We start from the raw sequence: 16,787 nt of genomic DNA on the forward strand, positions 1-16,787 counted from the left end.
CTGACCGATCTGATCGCCGATTTGCGAAACGGGGCTGGTTCGGCGAACGCGGGTGACGCGTCCTCGTCGCCGCCAACAATGGCAAAAAAAAAAGCTGACCTGAGACCGGTCGCCGAAGCCGACCCATCCAAGGCGACCGCCGCGACGCCGCCCGGCATCAATCAGCCGCACTTTTCGGCGGGCCAAGCTCGATCAACGCACGCCGCCGGCGCCATCGAACTCCACACCGAGAACGTCCGCCAAATCTGGGATGAAGCGGTCGCCAAGGTAGAGGATATGACGGCCGACCACGCCAAGTTGGCGGGTGAAATAGCAATTCGCGCGCCAAACCAACTGGCCGCGATCTTTTCAACGAAGTATAATTTCAGCAAGATTTTTTGCGAGCGACCTGATCGAGCGGCCAAACTGGAAGATGCGCTGGAAACGGTGATTGGCCGGCGAATCCGGATCCAGTTCGAACTCGCGGAGGAGCCGGCCAACGGAGGCGATATCGGTCCGAAGCGGACGGCTTCCCCCCGCCAGCGCCGCGCCGAACTTGAGGCGGACGTGCGGCGGCGGCCAATCGTTGAGCGGGCAGTCGAGTTGTTTGCGGCAAATGTCGAAATCCTGGAGAAGCCGGCATGTTCAAAGGAATTGGAAATCTGAGTTCGATCTTGAAACAGGCCCAGGAGGTTGGCGGCCGCTTGCAATCGCTCAACGAAGAATTGAAGAAGCGGCGCGTCGTCGGCCGCTCGGGGGCAGACCTAATTGAAGTCGAGGCGAACGGAATCGGACAAATCCTGAAGATCACGATCGACCCTGGACTGATTGAGCGTCGAGATCGTGAAATGCTAGAAGACTTGATCCCGGCGGCCGTGAACCAAGCGCTGGCGAAGGCCAAGGAAATGCACGCCGACGCGCTGCGCGACTTGACCGGCGGCATGAATCTCCCGCCGCTCGACGATCTGATGGCCAAGATTCAGTCGCAGGAAACATGACGCTGTTGACTGAATCGGTGAGCCGCCTGATCGACGAAATGGCCAAGCTGCCGGGGATCGGCCGCAAATCGGCCGAGCGGATCGCCTATCACATTCTGCGGGTCCATAAGAACGAGGCGCTCGGGCTGGCCGACGCGATTCGAAACGTCAAGGAGAACGTGCGATACTGTCGGCTTTGCTATAATCTGGCGGAGGCGGATGAATGTGCGATCTGCCGCGATCCAGCGCGCGATCCGCGGCTTCTCTGCGTGGTCGAGCAGCCGCGCGATTTGATGGCCCTCGAACAAGCCGGCGCCTACAAGGGGCTGTATCATGTGCTATTGGGGCGGATCGCTCCGCTGGAAGGGATCGGTCCCGATCAGCTCACGATCGGCCCTTTGGTCGAGCGCATTCGATCGGGTCAGTTCGCGGAGGTGATTATGGGTACGAATCCGACGCTCGAAGGGGACGGAACGGCCCTTTTCATCGCCAACCAATTGGCCGACGTTCCGGTGGCAATTACGCGGCTGGCTCGGGGGATTACGACGGGGAGCGTACTGGAATTCGCGAATAAGGAGATTCTTTCCGACGCCCTCTCCGGGCGGCAGAAATTTTGAGAACGCCTAACAAATCCGGCGGGGACCGTCCCCTTTTTGCGCGGTCCGCGCAGCAAAACGGGGACTGTCCCCTTTTCCAAGCCGGATTTGGTGGGCATTCTGAGATGGGTCGGCAAAATCGCCGGCGGCGGCAACGAAAATTGGCGGCCCGCGCGGCGGATATGGTATAAAGTTGAATGAGCGGCACTGGGCGCGAGCCAAACTAGAATGGATTGAATCTCCATGCGACTTTCGTTCGGACAAGAACTGCGATTGGTTCAAAAGCAGGTGCTTGCGCCGCGGATGATCCAATCGATGGAAATCTTGCAGTTGCCGATGATGGCCCTGCAGGAGCGCATCGAGCAGGAGATGCAGGAAAACGAAGCGCTCGAGTTGGTCGAGGAGGATCCCGATCTGCCGGACGAGCAAGTCGAGACTCCAAATCCCGACGCGCCGACGCCGGAAGAGCGGGAACTCGTCGTCGATGAGAACAAGGACAACGCCGCCGATTTCGAGCGGCTGTTGAGCATGGACGAGGAGTGGCCCGACCACTTCGAGGAGCGCAGCCGTCCATCCGCCACGCGGCTCGCCGAAGAGGGAGACCGCCAACACGACGCGATGGCCAACATGGTCGATCGCCCCCAATCGCTGCACGAGTATCTGCATGATCAACTCGGCTGGTTCGATCTCGAAGAGCCGCTGCGGCAGATGTGCGACCGGATCATCTACGCTCTCGACTCGAACGGTTATTTGCAGGGCCGGCTGGAGGACCTAGTCGATTCCGACGGCGGCCAATCGGCGCTGGCACTAGCACAGAAGGCGCTCACGACCGTGCAGAGGCTCGATCCGCCGGGAGTCGGCGCTCGCGATCTCCGCGAGTGCCTTTTGCTCCAGCTCAAGCCGAACATGCCGCATTATGAGCAGCTCAAGACGCTGATCGCGAATCACCTGGAAGACCTGGAGCACAACCGGCTTCCTCAGATCGAGCGGCGGACCGGATATTCGATCGACTTGATCAAGCAAACTCTCGACGAGCTGCGCAAGCTCAATCCCAAGCCCGGCGCGAATTTCTCCGGCGGCTTCGTCCCCAGCGTCACGCCCGATGTGTACATTGAGTTGGCCGAGTCGGGCAAATACAAGGTGCGGCTCGAAGACGGCCGCACGCCGAACCTGTTCATCAGCGCCTACTATCGGCAATTGCTGATGTCGCCCGACACCGACGAAAAAACCCGCGAGTACATCAAGCGGAAGATCAACTCGGCCCAATGGCTGATCGAATCGATCGAGCAGCGCCGCAACACGCTCACCCGCGTAGCCCAGGCAATCGTCGATCATCAAACCGAGTTCCTGAACAAAGGCCCGGAGCACATCGAGCCGCTCAAGATGCAGCAGATCGCCGATAAAGTCGGCGTGCACGTGACCACCGTGAGCCGGGCCGTCGATGATAAATGGGTGCAAACCCCGCGCGGCATCTTCCCGCTCAAGCGATTCTTCGTCGGCGGCACGGTCAGCGCCGGCGGCGAGGAAGTGGCCTGGGACGCCGTGCGAATCAAGCTGCAAGAGATCGTCGATGCCGAGAGCAAGCAGCATCCGCACAGTGACGATGAATTGGTCAAGGAATTGGCCAAACACGGCCTGACCGTCGCCCGCCGCACGGTGACCAAGTATCGGAAGGCCATGAAGATCCCCAGCTCCCGCCAGCGCCGCGACTGGACATTGGGCGGCGATGCGCCGCCGGCCGCCGCCGAAGTCAATGGCGCGGAGCAGCATGACGAAGAAGATCACCAAGAAGAACGCGGCGATGAGCCGGCCAGCGGTCCGCGGGACGGCAACGTGCCCCACGGCGATGCGCAATCCGACATCGAAACGCCGCTCGCGTAGGCGACGACTTTCGCCACATAGGAAATTGAAGGCGATTGGTGCGCGGTCCACTCTTTCCGGCCAACAGAGATAGTATCACGGGGACATTATTCGCCACGGACGAGCAGCGTCACAGTCTGGTCCACGTAAGAAAACGTGGCGTCAAAATGCTCGAGGAATCCGATGTGGCCGAGAATTGCCTCCGACCAGGTTTCGTCCGCGATGCCGACTGCAATTCGACGGGAGAATCGCTCGTCTCCATCGGCAACTTCAATGAGCACCTCGCCGTACATTATCGACATTTTGCCGCTTGCCGACTGCACAGTTGAAATCACTTCCGAGAGCGGCGCAATCCCGAGCTTTTCGGCCATGCTCTGCGTGATGTACGACTCGTCGGCACCGGTATCGAGCAGGGCGTAGCAGTTGCGGGTGCCCTTGGATCCCGAAAACCTGACGGGAATGACGGGCCGCGAAATGATAGAGAGCATGGGCGCCGCGGGAGAGGGCTCAATCGCATAGCGGCGATACGGAAACTTCACCGCGCTGCTCCAATGATGCGAACATCCGAGCGCGGGGTCTTTTCGAATCGAAGGTTTGTTTCGCCCGTTTTCTCGGCCGCCGATTCGCATTCGTCCAACGTATCGCCGTAGGCGACAATGCGACTGCCGTCGAATGTCCAGGCAATCCACTTGCCGCCAAGTTCCTTTGGGACTATTGGCGGCTGCCGCTGCTGATATGGAATGGAAGGCATGGTCTCAATCCTTTCACATAATTCTACGCTAGGTTCAGGCTCGAAGTCGAGAGAAGCTTAGCGCTCAACTCGCTTCGATGTAGAGTCCGCGGCGATTTCTTTCCGCCCGCCGCGCTTGGTCGATGAGATTGGCCACCTCCACGACGTGCTCGATCCCGTCGAGATCGAATTCCGGGACGCTATGGTCCGACGCGGTGAGCTTGATCGAACCGACGTCGAACATCCGTTCGAAGAGGTTTTGCTCGTACTTCATGTCGTTGATGTCGATCACTTCGATCCGATCCGTGACGCGGCTGAAGATTCCTCGCTCAATGAAGAATCGTTGATTGGTGAGCCGGTAATGGATTCCAATCCGACGGCGCAGCACATAGGCAGCGATGAAGATCCACAGCGCGACGAGACACCCGACAATCGTCCATCGAATAACGGGACTGACGGCGACGAATAGCAAGACGATTCCAACGATCGACGCCAATCCGCCGAGAGCCAGCACCCCGAGCATCGACTTGTACGAATAGGCGCCGCGCCATAGTTCTTGCTCGGGAATGTCGCGGGGCGCGCGGACCTGCTCAGCCTTGTGCTGAAGTTGTTGCGCGGAAGACGGAGCCGGCGCCGCCGCCGCGGGAGGCTCGGCCGATTCATCCAATCGCTTACCGCAACCAGGACAAAACGCCGCTCCCGAGGGAATCTCCGTCTCGCAATGCTCGCACCGCATGTTCGATCGCCCTTTAGAAGGTGACGGGTTGATGGCAACAGCACCGACGCATTATAGATGAGTGCCCAGGGAATGACGACGCCCGAACCGCAAAAGCGTAGGATGCGTCAAGTCCGCGCAGACGCACCGGAATCAGCTAGCCGGCGGGGATTGGCCGATGCACGGTGCGTCTGCGCAGAGACTTGACGCACCCTACTCGCGCCGCAGACGCCCATGCCGTCAATAAAACATCTGCCCCTCGCCGACCGGCTCGAAGGCGTTCTTGAAGTGCTCGATCGTCGGGCGGCGCTGCCCCTTGGGCCAGGTGATGGCGATCACGTCGAAGCGGGCGGAGGTCTCCAACAGCCCGTGACGCTTGAGATAGATCATCGCCAGGCGCGTGAGGCGGTGCTGCTTGTCGCGGTCGACCGCTTCGGCCGGGTGGCCGGCGTCGTGCGAAACGCGTGTCTTGACTTCGACGAACACGACCGTCCGGCCATCGACGGCGATCAGATCGATCTCGCCGCGGCGGATGTGGGATCCGCGGGCGACGATCACATAGCCCAATCGCTTAAGATACCGAGCGGCCACCGCCTCGCCACGCTGTCCGAGCGTCTTTGGAGCCAGCGCGCGGCGGAGGGAATTAATCGAGGAATTGTAGCGCGCGCGGAACTGCCGCGCCCAACCAGTGACCCAGACCGACAGTTTAGTCAACCGCGAACGGCGTGGCTTGCGCGTTCGAGTTGCCATGCGGTTGGAGCTCTAATGCTGTATTGATGCTTTGGGTGCCGTGCCCCCGCGGGGCGCCCTCCGGGCCCGCCAGCGGCTCGGCGTGGGCATGGACGGTGTCGTCGCATGGCCACGCAGAGCCGTGGCCATGGCACCGGTCAATCAGAGCTGAACTCACTTTGCCGCTTCTGCTTCGGCGACGCCCTCGCCCCGGCGCTCGCGGAGGCGAACGGCCTTGCCAACGCGGTCGCGGAGAAAGTACAGCTTCGCCCGCCGCACGACTCCGGAGCGCTTCACCTCCACCTTCGCAATCTTCGGCGAATGCAGCGGAAACTTGCGCTCGACCCCTTCGCCCGCCACGATCCGCCGGACCGTGAACATGGCCCGGGTGCCGGAACCGTTGCGGGCGATCACGACGCCGTTGAAGATCTGGATCCGCTCTTTCTCCCCTTCGAGAATCCGCGTGTGTACGTCGACCGTGTCACCGATTTCGAATTTCGGTATTTCGGCCTTGAGGCTGCTCTTTTCCACCAAGGCCAGGATTTGCTCGCTCATCGGAATGGTCCTTTCTATCGTTCTAATAAATCCGCACGGCGCTGGGCGGTCTGTTGAAGACTCTGCTCAAGCCGCCAGCGGGCGATTTCTTCGTGGTTTCCCCCCAGCAGCACCTCCGGCACGGTCAGCCCGCGGAATTCGCGCGGGCGGGTGAATTGGGCGTGCTCCAAAAGTCGGCTTGTCCCCGAAAACGAATCGTTTCCCGCGCTCTCCTCGTGACCGAGCACGCCCGGCACGAGCCGAATCACGGCGTCGATCACCACCATCGCCGCCACCTCGCCGCCACCGAGGATGAAGTCGCCGATCGACAGTTCATCCGGCTTGAGGATTTGCCGCACCCGATCGTCAAACCCCTCGTACCGCCCGCAAAGCAGTAGCAGCCGCTTGTGAGCGGCCAACTCCTCGACGATCGGCTGCGTGAGCCGGCGTCCTTGCGGCGTGAGCATGACCAGATGACCCGGATCAGGATCGCTCGCCCGGACCGCCTCGACACACTCGACGACCGGCTCGACCTTGAGGATCATGCCGGGTCCGCCCCCGAACGGGCGATCGTCCACCACCTTGTGCCGACCCATTGCCCAATCGCGGATATTGTGCAACCGCACATCCACCAACCCGCGCTCAATCGCCAACTTCAAAAGGCTCTGCCCCAAGTAGCCCGGAAACATCTCCGGAAACAAAGTCAAAACATCGAATCGCATTTCATGGAGGACTTGATAAAAACTACGGCGTCGGCGCGGCGGCTGGTTGTTCGGCCGGCGCCGCCTCTGCGGCTGGCACTTCGGAGGCCGGTGCTTCGGCCGGCGGCGCCCCCGAAGCCGGCGCTTCCGCGGCCGGCGCCTTGGCCTCTGGCGCCTTCTCGGTCTTCGGCTTCAGCACAAATGTCGGTGGCCCAGGATCGGGAATTGCCTTCGGCGCCGTCAGCCGCTCGCGGGCAGCCTGCTGCTCCGCGGCGCGGATTCCGTCCGGGCCGTATTTCTTGATCAATATCGCCACCTTCTCCGATGGCTTTGCCCCCACGCCGAGCCAATACTTGAGCCGCTCGCCGTTGATCGTCGTGCGGGCATCGGTGTCCGGCACGTGCGGATCGTAGGTGCCCAGTTCCTCTATCACGCGGCCATCGCGGGGGCTCCGCGAGTCGGTCGCGCAAATCCGGAAAAACGACCGGTGTTTGCGCCCCATCCGTTTCATGCGAATTCGTACTGCCACACTCGTCTCCTGGGTTTAGCCGTCTATTCTTGTTCAGGTTCGCTCAAGGGGAAGCCATCAGATTACCAATTGGGGGCCACGAATGCGAGTGGAACCAGGCGTGAATTAGCGAAAAAATTGCAGCCCGTGTGCCGGAATTCGTCGGAGATTCGAGATAGCTTGATGGATCTTCGGAGCATGGTTGATAGGGGTGGGTGCCATGCCCACGCGGGGCGGGGCGCCCTCTGGGCCCGCCAGCGGGTCGGCGTGGGCATGTGGGCGTATGAGCAGTTAGCGCATGGCCACTCAGAGCAGTGGCCATGGCACCCGGCGAATTCAAACGCCCAGCGGCGATTCACTCACCGGGTTTGTCCTCGTCGTCCGGCTTTCGCCCGTTCTGGTCCTTGTTTTTCTGGTCACCGTGCTTGTTTTCGTATTTCCGCCGGCGGAGTTCTTTTTCGCGCTGTTTCTTGAGCTTGCGCTTTTCATCGGTCGTGAGTCGCTTGCCGGTGCCTTGCTTCGACTTGCCGAGCTTTGCCCCGGGGTTCATCAGGCCCCCTTGCTGAAGCTCTTTCATCATCCGCAGCCGATCGCCCATCCCCTTGCCGGCCATGCTCTTCATCATGGCGGCGATGCCGTCGAATTGCTTGACCAAGTCGTTGACTTCGTGCGGCTCGACGCCCGCGCCGGCAGCGATCCGGCGGCGGCGGCTGGGATCGATCACCCGGCTCGGATTGCGGCGCTCGTCGGACGTCATTGAGTCGATGATCCCAAACGTGCGGTCCATTGCCCCTTCCACATCTTCATCGCCGAGCATATCGTTCAGCCCGCCCATGCCGGGCATCAATCCAAGCAGTTTCTTAATCGGGCCCATCGTCCGTGTTTGCCCGAGCATCTTGCGGAAACTGTCGAGCGTGAATTCACCCTTGCGGAGTTGAGCCTCTTGTTCCGCGAGCACGTCTTGATCGAGCTTCTGCTGGGCCGTTTCGACGAGCGTCAGCACGTCTCCCATGCCGAGGATTCGCCCCGCCATCCGATCGGGATGGAATTCCTCGAGCGCATCGAGATGCTCGCCCGTGCCGATGAACTTTAGCGGCACGCCGGTAACTGCTTTGACCGAAAGCGCCGCCCCACCGCGGGCGTCGCCATCGAGCTTGGTCATGATCACGCCGTCCAACTCCAGCGCGTCTTGGAAGACTTTGGCGCTGTTGACGGCGTCTTGCCCGGTCATGCCATCGACCACCAGGTACACTTGCTCGGGACCGACCTGATTGTCGATCCGCTCGAGTTGGTCCATCAACTCTTCGTCGATGTGCAATCGCCCGGCCGTGTCGAGGATGACGGCCCCAATGGCTTCGGCCCGAGCTTTCTTGACGGCGTTCTGGCAGACCGACACGGGATTCGTCGCCCCCGGCTCGGAGTAGACGGGAATGCCGAGTTGCTCCCCCAGCACGTGCAACTGCTGAATGGCGGCGGGGCGCTGCAGGTCGGCGGCCACCAGCATCGGCTTCACGCCGCGCTCCTTGATCATCCGCCCGAGCTTGCCGCAAGTGGTCGTCTTGCCGGAGCCTTGCAGGCCGCAGAGCATCAGCACCGTGGTGCCGGGCTTGAGGTGCAGCGAGTGATCCACGGGTCCCATCAGATTGATGAGTTCCCGGTGCACGACGCCGATGACCTGCTGATCCGGCCGGAGCGACTGCAGCACCTTCTCGCCGACCGCCTCCTGCGTCACCCGGTCCATGAACTCCTTCACGACCGAATAGCTGACGTCCGCTTCGAGCAGCGCGCGCTCGACCTCCTTCAGCCCCTCGCGCATGTTCGCTTCGCTGAGCTTCCCCCGACCGCTCAACTTGCGCAACGCGCCGGACAGACCGTTTTGAATTGATTCGAACATAAGCAGGAGTCAGGAGTCCGGAACGAACGACGAAAAAACGAGCCGAGTGGCATCAGCCGCCGGATAACGCTTCGCCGCGCCATCCAGCGCAGCCCAGAATTTTAGCGGAATCGCGGCCGAATTGAATAGGGCCGAGGTTCGCCCGACGTGCGAAACTTGCGGAGGAAACCGCTGGCCGGTAGGATCGGACAGGGCTGTCATTTCTAGGTTTTGGCCCTTGGTTGCTAAACGCCATCGACGCCTGGGCATTCTGGAACTCGAAACCATTGTAACGCAGGCGTTGCCATGAGCTTCTCGGTCGATATCCGAAGCATCGAAGAATTGGCCGAAGATCAGGACGATCCCCTCCGCAAATTGGTTATCGACGCCTACAAAAATCGGCCGCTCAGTGGGCAGCGAACCGAGACCTTTTTCCAATTCTCATACGAGGCATTGCCTCCTGAACGAACAAGGAATGTCCTTGGGGACATTGGCGATCGCGAGGCAATCGGGCTGTTGGTTGACGAACTCCCAAAGACCGATCCCGATGACCCGTTCAGACCCGAGTTCTTTTCAGTTACTCAGTTGGCTCGCGGGCTGGCCGAAAGATACCCCGAAGTGGAATCACGTTCTCTCGAAGACGTTTATCGCGGGTATGAATCGGGGCAGTTCAATGACGAACAGGTATTCGCGTCGGTCCTTATGGACTTCGCCCGCAATCCCTTGTCCGGCTATCCGGTTGTCGTATTCGGCTGGTAGCAAAAGCATCCGGAACGCAGCCCGCGATCATTGTCACTGTCGGAATTCTTGCGAATCCCGCTACGACGATCATCATCCCATTGTAGAGAAACCCTCGACGACAGCGCCGTCAAGCTATTTGACAGGAGTCCTCAGATATTTTCCCAGCCGCTGCATCCCTTCCGCTGTCGAGACGGCTGGAAGGTAGCCGAAATCTTCTTTCGCGCGGCGGATGTTGAAGTAGTGGGAGCGGCCGAGTTGGGCGGCGAGGAAGCGGGTCATTCGTGGTTCGGTGTTGGGCCGAAAAAGATGGTGGAATGCTTCGAGACCGGTCCCGATAGTCCAAGCCAGTCGCGTGGGAATAGAGCCGCTCACCGGTCCTAGGCCGGCCAGCGCGAGCAGTTGCTCGATCCACTGCCAGCAGTTGACGGGTTCTCCCTGGCTGATGAAATAGGCCCGACCGCCGATCGGCGAGCCGGGGCCCAGCGCGTCGGCGGCTTGAAGATGGGCCGCGGCGGCGTTTTCGACGTACACCATGTCGATCAGATTCTGGCCATCGCCGACGCGGCGCAATTGGCCGGCCCGCTGGCGCTTCAAGAGCCGGGGTACGAGGCGCCGGTCGCGCGGTCCCCAGATCAAATGCGGCCGCAGGGCGCAGGTGAGCAATCCGCCGCTGCCGCTGGCGGCCAGCACGCGCTGCTCGGCCAGGGCCTTCGAATGCGGATAGTGGCAGAGCCAGCGCGTCGCATACGGCGCCGATTCGTCAACTCCGCACTGATCCCGGCCGTCGAACGTGACGCTCGGGCTGCTCGAGTAAACCAGTCGCGTGACACCGTGCCGCCGACAACCCTCCAGCACGTGCTCAGTGCCCAGTGTGTTGACGTCGTAGTAATGCTGCCAGGATCCCCAAATGCCGGTGACGCCGCCGACGTGGAAAACAGTGTCGATTCCCTCGCAGGCCGCGATCATGCGGTCTCGATCGCGCAGATCCCCTTGCACGACTTCGACTCCCAGCCGACGCAGCTCCGGATCGTCCTTGCGGCAGTATCCGCGGACGCGATCTCCCCGGGCAATGAGCTGCTCGACGACATACAGCCCGAGAAACCCGCCGGCGCCGGTCACCAATGCGTGCATTCAAGAAGTTCCGATTTATTTTGAACCGCCAAGGCGCCAAGGACGCCAAGATGCGGCGGGAGAGTTTTATGAGGAGACCAGGAAAGCAGGAGAACGAAGAAAGGTAGCCGGAAATGAACGGGAATGAACTTAGCGCGGCATCGGGCAGCAACAAAAGGAATCGTTATTTGATTGAACAGGAGATAACGGAGGAAACGGAGAGTTTGATTTGCGGATTCTTGATCTCTGTTCCCTCCGTTTGCTCCTGTTCCTCTCGCCCTTCCGACTCCTGCCTTCCTGGCCTCCTCATAAAAACCGCCCTCGTCATGCCGATTCATCGCGGGCCGATCCGGCGAGCGGCCCAGGTTGCCAGTTTCTCTCTTGAGATCTTCACGTTGTGGCGCAGGTCCACTGGCAGCGAGCGATGAATGAGAAAGTGTCGGATGCCGGCCGTCAAGGGGCTGGAGAGAGCCAGAGTCTGAAGTTCGTTCACGATCCGCCCGCGCGCCGCTCCGCGCGGTACGCGGCCGGATTGCAATTCGACGACGATCGCGGGCTGCTGCGCTCCGCGTGGCCCGACACCAACTAGCGCCGAGCGCCGCACCTCCGGATGCCGATTAAAGATCGCCTCGCAAGGGATGGTATACATCGTTCCGCCGGCCGTCAGCACTCGCTGCGCGAGCCGTCCGCAAAACCAGAATCGTCCGTGCGAATCGAGATAGCCGACGTCTCCCATTCGATGCCAGATGGCGCTGCCGTCCGCTATCTTTCCGGTCGCGTTCGCGTCGATGCGAGTGACGTATCGATCGGTAACAACGGGCCCGCTCACGATCAATTCGCCGATCTCGCTCTCCGGCAGTTCAATCGCTTCGGCCAGCTCGGCGATCGGGCCATCGACGATTTGAATCACCTTCCACTGGATGCCGGCGAACTTTCGACCGACGCAAACTCCGTTGCCCGCGTCGGTGCGGCGGCTCGTTTCATGGAGCACTTCGTTCGCCCCAATCGAGGCGACCGGCAGGGCTTCGGTGGCGCCGTACGGAGTGTGCATTTCGCCCGAGGGATGGATGCAACTCTGCATACGCTGCAACACGTGCAGCGGCACCGGAGCGCCGGCCGAGAGCACGCGCCGCAATGTCGTCAGGCGAACATTCTGCTGCTTGCAATATCGCCCGACGCGGTCCCACACCGCCGGCGATCCAAAGCTCTGCGTCGCCTGCCAGTCGTTGATCGTCTCGATCAGCTTCTTCGGATCGACTCGGGCCGGGCGGCTGGCGTCCATGTCTGGTATGACGGTGGTCACACCCATGGCGGCGTTGAAGAGTCCGAATAGTGGAAAGCAAGGAACGTCGATCTCTCCCGGTTGGATGCCGTAAAACTCCTGAATCTCGCTGACCTGATGATCGAAATTGCGATGCCGATAGAGTACGCCCTTCGCCGGGCCGGTGCTTCCGGAGGTGAAGATGATGGCGGCCGGGTCCTCGGCCGTGGTCGCACGCGATTCAAAGGGCGACGTTCCGCAGCACCGAAGCCCGGCAATCGTTTCGCCTCCCCACCACCAGCGCCGGCCGACTGTCACGTTGTACTTCGCACCGAAGAACCGTCCGCCCGGCACCTTCCGCAGGGCATGGACCAGCGGCACGGCGATGAAGCCCTCCGGTTTCACTTCATCAAGGCAATCGAGCAGGCTTCGGCCCCCCATCCGCGGATCGATGAGGATCGGGACCAATCCGGCCTTGAACATCGCGAAGACCAGCGACACGAAGTCGATGCTGGGCGGCACGAACATCGCCAGCCGAGTGCCGGGCGAAATGCCCATCTGCGTTAGCCCAGAGGCGAGCCGGTCGCTGTCTTCATCCAACTCGCGAAACGTGAGCTGGCGATATTGCCGCCTGCCGTCCGGCCGCCAACCGTGCGGCTCGGCCACTGCCACGGCGCTCGGCATCCGCCGGGCCATGGCGCGGAGCCGGCGGGCAACATTGACGGCTTCGGCGGTTTCAAGCGCGGTGGCCATAGCCGATTTTGGATTTTAGATTTTGGATTTTGGATTGCGCGCGAGTGGCCTGTTCTTTACTTCGTGCTGCACGTATTCAAGCACCACTTGCGCAACGTCGATGTCGAGCGCCGCGGCCAGCGCTTTCCAGCCCGGCACGGCGTTCACCTCGATCGCATAGAGCCGGCCATCGCGGCCCGGCAGGAGATCGACTCCGGCGAGCGAAGCGCCGACCGCATCCGCCGCTTGCCGCGCCATCGTCGCCATTTCAGCCGTCAACTCGGTGCGCTCGGCGATCGCCCCGCGGCTGACGTTGGTCCGCCAGTCGGAGTCATTTCGCCGCCGCATCGCAAACATCCGCTGGCCGATCACCAGCACCCGTATATCGTACCCATCGTGCGGAATGAGCTGCTGAACATAGAGCAAACCGCCGAGCCGCGCCGTCGCTTGGAACGCTTGCCGCGCCAGTGCCGGATCATCAAGCCGCATGATCCCGCGTCCCTCCGAGCCGAACACGGGTTTGATGACCACGTCGCCGCCGAGCGTTTCGAACGCGGCCAGGCCTTCCTCGGCCGTCTGGCAAGCGATGGTACACGGCACGGGCAAGCCGGCGGCGGCCAATCGCGCCGTCGTGAGATACTTGTCCACGGCAGCTTCAATCGCCCGCGGCGGATTGATGATGGGAAGGCCCGACGCCTCCAACCGTCCGAGTGCATCCATCCGAAACACGATCTGTTCGAGCGAACCCGGTGGCATCGTGCGGACGAGCACCGCGTCTGAATCGCCGAGGTCAATCCCCTTCGCGCTCACCCGCACTTGGTTTGCCGCAATCGTGGAAACCAGGTCGCCAAAATCGACTGCCGCAATCTCATGCTGGCCCGCCGCGGCGCGGCGAAGATCGTTCAAGTACCAACTATCGGCGCTGGCGAGGACAACCAAGTGCATTGCAGGCCTTCACTCCGCGAACGACCGGTGGATTACGCGCGGCAGCGCGTGGCCAAAGCGAAACGAGTTGCCCGTGTCGAGATTAACGAAGGTCACAACGGCCGGGCTGAACAGCAGTGGATCGATTTTGTAGAAATCGCCGTCATAGCGCTTGAAGATTTCGATGAAGGAAGCGCCGAACTCGGCCGACGCGCTGCTGGGAGTCTTCGGGCCGATCGTGCGCAAGCTGTCGTCGTCGCCGCGAACCCACAGCGTCACCTCCGCGCCGTACAGAATCGCGTCGTTCGTTCGGCCGATGGCCGCCAGATCGTCGCGCGCGACTGGCGGCAGCGGCGCCGTGCCGAAGCCGCTCTCGATCCGGCTTAAATCGAAGCCCAACTCGAACAACTTGTGCAGAGCAGTTTCGACTGATCGGGCGGCGATTTGAACCGTCCCGGCCTGACTGGCCGTCGGCGCCACGAAAACTGTCAGTCGGTCGATTCCGACGCCGCACGCATCCGCGAGCGATTGCAACACCTCGTCGGGCGGTTGCTGCCGTGTCTCGAGCACGCCGACAGCGACGTCCGGCCGCTCGCGAAAGCCGATCTTATCAAACAGCTCCTCCTTACCCGCGGCCGCTCGCATCGGCCCGGATCCCATCGCAAAAAACTGCTCGTGGTGCACTTTCCAACCGGCATACTGCGCGGCCATACACGCCGCGACGGGCGCATCGGTCCGCACCATCACCGCCGGCCCTGGCCACAACTCGGCCGATCCCGGCACGAACTCGACCCGCCCCAATCCGGCCATGCACGCCTCGGCGAGCAACCGCGCGGCCTCCATCCCACCACGCGCCTCGATCCCACAATCAATCACGGTGGCTCTGCCCGCTGCCGACCGGACGCGCAGTCTCAGCGCCTCCGCCTCCGTCGCCATGCGCCGACAAATCAACTCTGCCGCTTTGTTAAGTTCGTATCGCACATTACCTGTCGCAGCGTCGGCTATCGACTCCAGAGCAATCCTGTAAATCCTGTCCAACCATTCTGCCGTGTTTTGGACAGGATTAACAGGATTGTCAAGATTTGCAGGATGTGGCGTAGCTAGAGATTAATCGCCCGCCCGTCAACCGCAAGCGCCGCCTCCTTGATCGCCTCTGGAAGCGTCGGGTGGGCGTGGCAGGTGCGGGCCAGGTCTTCGGCGCTGGCGCCGAAGGAAATCGCGGCGGTGGCTTCGGCGATCAGGTCGCCGGCTCGCGGGCCGACGATGTGAACGCCCAGGATGCGATCGGTTTTTTGATCGGCAAGGATTTTCACTTTGCCGTCCGTTTGGCCGAGCGTGCGGGCGCGGCCGTTTGCGCGGAAGGGGAAGATGCCTTTGCGATAGGCGACCTTCGCGGCCAGCAATTCGTCTTCCGTCTTGCCGACGGCGGCGATTTCCGGCTGCGTGAAGATCACGGCGGGAATCGCGTCGTAGTTCACGTGGCCGTAGCCAGTGACAATCCGCTCGACGCAGGCGACCCCTTCCTCCTCGGCCTTGTGGGCGAGCATTGGGCCGGGGATGCAGTCGCCGATGGCGTAAACCCCGGCGGCAGTCGTTTCGAAGTGATCGTTGACCGGAATTCGGCCTTTCGCGTCCGTGCGAATGCCGACCGACTCCAGGCCGAGGCCCTCGGTATAAGGCACGCGGCCGACCGCCAAGAGCACGCGATCGCACTTCAACGGCTCTGCCCCTTCGCACCGAACCACGCAGCCATCTTTGCCCGCGCGAGCCGAATTGACGCGGCTGCCGAGGCGGAATTCGATCCCCTGTTTCTGCAGCAGCCCGAACGCATCGCGGGCGATTTCGCTATCGGTGCCGGGAAAGATGCGATCGAGGAATTCGAGCACGGTGACTTTCGCTCCGAGCCGGCTCCAGACCGAGCCAAGTTCCAGGCCGATGTACCCACCGCCGACCACGACGAGATGCTTCGGCACCTCGGGATAGGAAAGAGCTTCAGTGCTGGTGCCGATGCGATCGCCGTCCATCTCGATGCCGGGGAGCGTAGCCGGTTGGCTGCCGGTTGCGATGAGGATGTGCTTGGCGGTGAGTTCGGTTGTCGGCGGCGCTGCAAGGGGGACAGTCCCCTTTTGCTGCGCGGACTCCGCAAAAGGGGACAGTCCCCGGCCGGATTCGGACAGTCCCCTGGTCTCGACGGCAACCTTTCCCGGCGCGACGATCCGCCCCGCTCCCGAATAGCGGGTGATCTTGTGCTTCTTGAACAGGCTATCGATCCCCCGACCGTTCGTGCTGACGATCTGCTCCTTGCGGCGGAGCACCGTTTGCAAATCGAATTCGACCGAGCCGACTTTGACGCCATGCTCGGCCAGCGCGTGCATTGTTTCGTAGAACCGCTCGCTCGATTCCAGCATCGCCTTGCTCGGGATGCAACCGACGCGCAAGCAGGTGCCGCCGAGAATCGATTCGCGCTCGACGACGGCGACATTCAGGCCGAGCTGGCTAGCGCGGATTGCGGCAGTGTAACCGCCCGGCCCGCCGCCGATGACGATGAGATCATGCATTTCCAAGTCCCTAGCCCCCAAGCTCTAATCTTTCCGCCTGCGTAGCGCTCTCGATGCCGGCGGCGATTGGCGGCAGCACGCCGGCTTTTTCGAGCATCGGGCGAGCGGCTTTACGAATGCTCGGCAGACGCAGGACGAAGTACAAGGCGCCCAAGAGCGACAGCCCGCCGCCAATCGCCACAGTATACTGGGCGCCGAATGGCGTGCCATACCTGGCGTTCAGCAGCACCACCGAGCCCGCGGCGAAGAGGCTGCCGAC

General features: G+C 61.9%; 20 protein-coding genes. 5 read left to right on the forward strand and 15 right to left on the reverse strand.

Annotated elements, in window-relative coordinates; genetic code table 11:
• The 4 genes from VGY55_03845 to rpoN all read left to right on the forward strand — a co-directional run.
• Window positions 1–645 (forward strand): hypothetical protein (locus VGY55_03845; protein HEV2969097.1); only part of this gene is annotated, 645 nt, incomplete at its 5' end.
• Window positions 621–977 (forward strand): YbaB/EbfC family nucleoid-associated protein, encoded by a 357-nt coding sequence (locus VGY55_03850; GenBank protein ID HEV2969098.1) that lies wholly within the window; start codon window positions 621–623, stop codon window positions 975–977. The genes VGY55_03845 and VGY55_03850, both read left to right, overlap by 25 nt.
• On the forward strand, window positions 974–1,573 hold the full coding sequence (gene recR, locus VGY55_03855) for a recombination mediator RecR (protein HEV2969099.1): 600 nt from the start codon (window positions 974–976) through the stop codon (window positions 1,571–1,573). Before VGY55_03850 ends, recR begins: the two co-directional genes overlap by 4 nt.
• 222 nt (window positions 1,574–1,795) lie before the next feature.
• Window positions 1,796–3,433, forward strand: a complete 1,638-nt coding sequence (rpoN, locus tag VGY55_03860) for an RNA polymerase factor sigma-54 (protein ID HEV2969100.1) — start codon at window positions 1,796–1,798, stop codon at window positions 3,431–3,433.
• Window positions 3,434–3,519: 86 nt separating this feature from the next.
• Here rpoN and VGY55_03865 read toward each other — a convergent pair whose 3' ends face one another.
• From VGY55_03865 to VGY55_03905, 9 genes are all read right to left on the reverse strand, one after another.
• Window positions 3,520–3,951 (reverse strand): retropepsin-like aspartic protease, encoded by a 432-nt coding sequence (locus VGY55_03865; GenBank protein ID HEV2969101.1) that lies wholly within the window; start codon window positions 3,949–3,951, stop codon window positions 3,520–3,522.
• Window positions 3,948–4,163, reverse strand: coding sequence for a hypothetical protein (locus VGY55_03870; protein HEV2969102.1), 216 nt, complete (start codon window positions 4,161–4,163; stop codon window positions 3,948–3,950). Before VGY55_03870 ends, VGY55_03865 begins: the two co-directional genes overlap by 4 nt.
• A gap of 64 nt (window positions 4,164–4,227) precedes the next feature.
• A complete protein-coding gene (locus VGY55_03875) occupies window positions 4,228–4,878 on the reverse strand; it encodes a PH domain-containing protein (protein ID HEV2969103.1) in 651 nt (216 codons plus the stop codon).
• A gap of 219 nt (window positions 4,879–5,097) precedes the next feature.
• Window positions 5,098–5,607: a YraN family protein gene (locus VGY55_03880; GenBank protein ID HEV2969104.1), complete on the reverse strand. Its 510-nt coding sequence runs from the start codon at window positions 5,605–5,607 to the stop codon at window positions 5,098–5,100.
• 153 nt (window positions 5,608–5,760) lie between these two features.
• Window positions 5,761–6,141 carry a 50S ribosomal protein L19 gene (gene rplS, locus VGY55_03885; protein HEV2969105.1) on the reverse strand — a complete coding sequence of 127 codons (381 nt, stop codon included), beginning with the start codon at window positions 6,139–6,141 and terminating at the stop codon, window positions 5,761–5,763.
• Window positions 6,142–6,155: 14 nt separating this feature from the next.
• Entirely contained in the window at window positions 6,156–6,842 is a 687-nt protein-coding gene (gene trmD / locus VGY55_03890) for a tRNA (guanosine(37)-N1)-methyltransferase TrmD (GenBank protein ID HEV2969106.1), read from the reverse strand.
• A gap of 22 nt (window positions 6,843–6,864) precedes the next feature.
• Window positions 6,865–7,332: a 30S ribosomal protein S16 gene (gene rpsP / locus VGY55_03895; protein ID HEV2969107.1), complete on the reverse strand. Its 468-nt coding sequence runs from the start codon at window positions 7,330–7,332 to the stop codon at window positions 6,865–6,867.
• Between the two features lie 352 nt (window positions 7,333–7,684).
• Complete coding sequence (ffh, locus tag VGY55_03900; GenBank protein HEV2969108.1) at window positions 7,685–9,223, reverse strand: signal recognition particle protein; 1,539 nt, start codon at window positions 9,221–9,223, stop codon at window positions 7,685–7,687.
• A gap of 9 nt (window positions 9,224–9,232) precedes the next feature.
• A complete protein-coding gene (locus VGY55_03905; protein ID HEV2969109.1) occupies window positions 9,233–9,424 on the reverse strand; it encodes a hypothetical protein in 192 nt (63 codons plus the stop codon).
• Window positions 9,425–9,508: 84 nt separating this feature from the next.
• On the opposite strand from VGY55_03905, the gene VGY55_03910 reads away from it, so the two are divergent.
• Window positions 9,509–9,961 carry a hypothetical protein gene (locus VGY55_03910; GenBank protein HEV2969110.1) on the forward strand — a complete coding sequence of 151 codons (453 nt, stop codon included), beginning with the start codon at window positions 9,509–9,511 and terminating at the stop codon, window positions 9,959–9,961.
• Between the two features lie 114 nt (window positions 9,962–10,075).
• Here the strand turns inward: VGY55_03910 and VGY55_03915 are convergent, their stop codons facing one another.
• The 6 genes from VGY55_03915 to VGY55_03940 all read right to left on the reverse strand — a co-directional run.
• Window positions 10,076–11,074 (reverse strand): NAD-dependent epimerase/dehydratase family protein, encoded by a 999-nt coding sequence (locus VGY55_03915; GenBank protein HEV2969111.1) that lies wholly within the window; start codon window positions 11,072–11,074, stop codon window positions 10,076–10,078.
• Window positions 11,075–11,387: 313 nt separating this feature from the next.
• Window positions 11,388–13,067, reverse strand: a complete 1,680-nt coding sequence (locus tag VGY55_03920; protein HEV2969112.1) for a fatty acid CoA ligase family protein — start codon at window positions 13,065–13,067, stop codon at window positions 11,388–11,390.
• 15 nt (window positions 13,068–13,082) lie between these two features.
• A complete protein-coding gene (locus VGY55_03925) occupies window positions 13,083–13,991 on the reverse strand; it encodes a RimK family alpha-L-glutamate ligase (GenBank protein ID HEV2969113.1) in 909 nt (302 codons plus the stop codon).
• Between the two features lie 9 nt (window positions 13,992–14,000).
• The gene (gene mch, locus VGY55_03930) at window positions 14,001–14,951 is read right to left on the reverse strand and encodes a methenyltetrahydromethanopterin cyclohydrolase (GenBank protein HEV2969114.1); all 951 of its coding nucleotides are present in this window, start codon (window positions 14,949–14,951) and stop codon (window positions 14,001–14,003) included.
• Between the two features lie 119 nt (window positions 14,952–15,070).
• Window positions 15,071–16,528 carry a dihydrolipoyl dehydrogenase gene (lpdA, locus tag VGY55_03935; GenBank protein ID HEV2969115.1) on the reverse strand — a complete coding sequence of 486 codons (1,458 nt, stop codon included), beginning with the start codon at window positions 16,526–16,528 and terminating at the stop codon, window positions 15,071–15,073.
• Window positions 16,529–16,538: 10 nt separating this feature from the next.
• A partial coding sequence (locus tag VGY55_03940) for a hypothetical protein (GenBank protein HEV2969116.1) occupies window positions 16,539–16,787 on the reverse strand: 249 nt, incomplete at its 5' end.

Source organism: Pirellulales bacterium (genome assembly GCA_035939775.1).
Classification (GTDB): Bacteria; Planctomycetota; Planctomycetia; order Pirellulales; family DATAWG01; genus DASZFO01.

Excerpts from the sequence above, each read along its gene's own strand:
- recR (HEV2969099.1), top strand. The coding sequence starts at position 974 with ATGACGCTGTTGACTGAATCGGTGAGCCGCCTGATCGACGAAATGGCC.
- rpsP (HEV2969107.1), bottom strand. The coding sequence starts at position 7,332 with ATGAAACGGATGGGGCGCAAACACCGGTCGTTTTTCCGGATTTGCGCG.
- VGY55_03910 (HEV2969110.1), top strand. The coding sequence starts at position 9,509 with ATGAGCTTCTCGGTCGATATCCGAAGCATCGAAGAATTGGCCGAAGAT.
- rplS (HEV2969105.1), bottom strand. The coding sequence starts at position 6,141 with ATGAGCGAGCAAATCCTGGCCTTGGTGGAAAAGAGCAGCCTCAAGGCC.
- trmD (HEV2969106.1), bottom strand. The coding sequence starts at position 6,842 with ATGCGATTCGATGTTTTGACTTTGTTTCCGGAGATGTTTCCGGGCTAC.
- VGY55_03875 (HEV2969103.1), bottom strand. The coding sequence starts at position 4,878 with ATGCGGTGCGAGCATTGCGAGACGGAGATTCCCTCGGGAGCGGCGTTT.
- ffh (HEV2969108.1), bottom strand. The coding sequence starts at position 9,223 with ATGTTCGAATCAATTCAAAACGGTCTGTCCGGCGCGTTGCGCAAGTTG.
- rpoN (HEV2969100.1), top strand. The coding sequence starts at position 1,796 with ATGCGACTTTCGTTCGGACAAGAACTGCGATTGGTTCAAAAGCAGGTG.
- VGY55_03915 (HEV2969111.1), bottom strand. The coding sequence starts at position 11,074 with ATGCACGCATTGGTGACCGGCGCCGGCGGGTTTCTCGGGCTGTATGTC.
- VGY55_03905 (HEV2969109.1), bottom strand. The coding sequence starts at position 9,424 with ATGACAGCCCTGTCCGATCCTACCGGCCAGCGGTTTCCTCCGCAAGTT.
- VGY55_03880 (HEV2969104.1), bottom strand. The coding sequence starts at position 5,607 with ATGGCAACTCGAACGCGCAAGCCACGCCGTTCGCGGTTGACTAAACTG.
- VGY55_03925 (HEV2969113.1), bottom strand. The coding sequence starts at position 13,991 with ATGCACTTGGTTGTCCTCGCCAGCGCCGATAGTTGGTACTTGAACGAT.
- lpdA (HEV2969115.1), bottom strand. The coding sequence starts at position 16,528 with ATGCATGATCTCATCGTCATCGGCGGCGGGCCGGGCGGTTACACTGCC.
- VGY55_03850 (HEV2969098.1), top strand. The coding sequence starts at position 621 with ATGTTCAAAGGAATTGGAAATCTGAGTTCGATCTTGAAACAGGCCCAG.
- VGY55_03920 (HEV2969112.1), bottom strand. The coding sequence starts at position 13,067 with ATGGCCACCGCGCTTGAAACCGCCGAAGCCGTCAATGTTGCCCGCCGG.
- VGY55_03870 (HEV2969102.1), bottom strand. The coding sequence starts at position 4,163 with ATGCCTTCCATTCCATATCAGCAGCGGCAGCCGCCAATAGTCCCAAAG.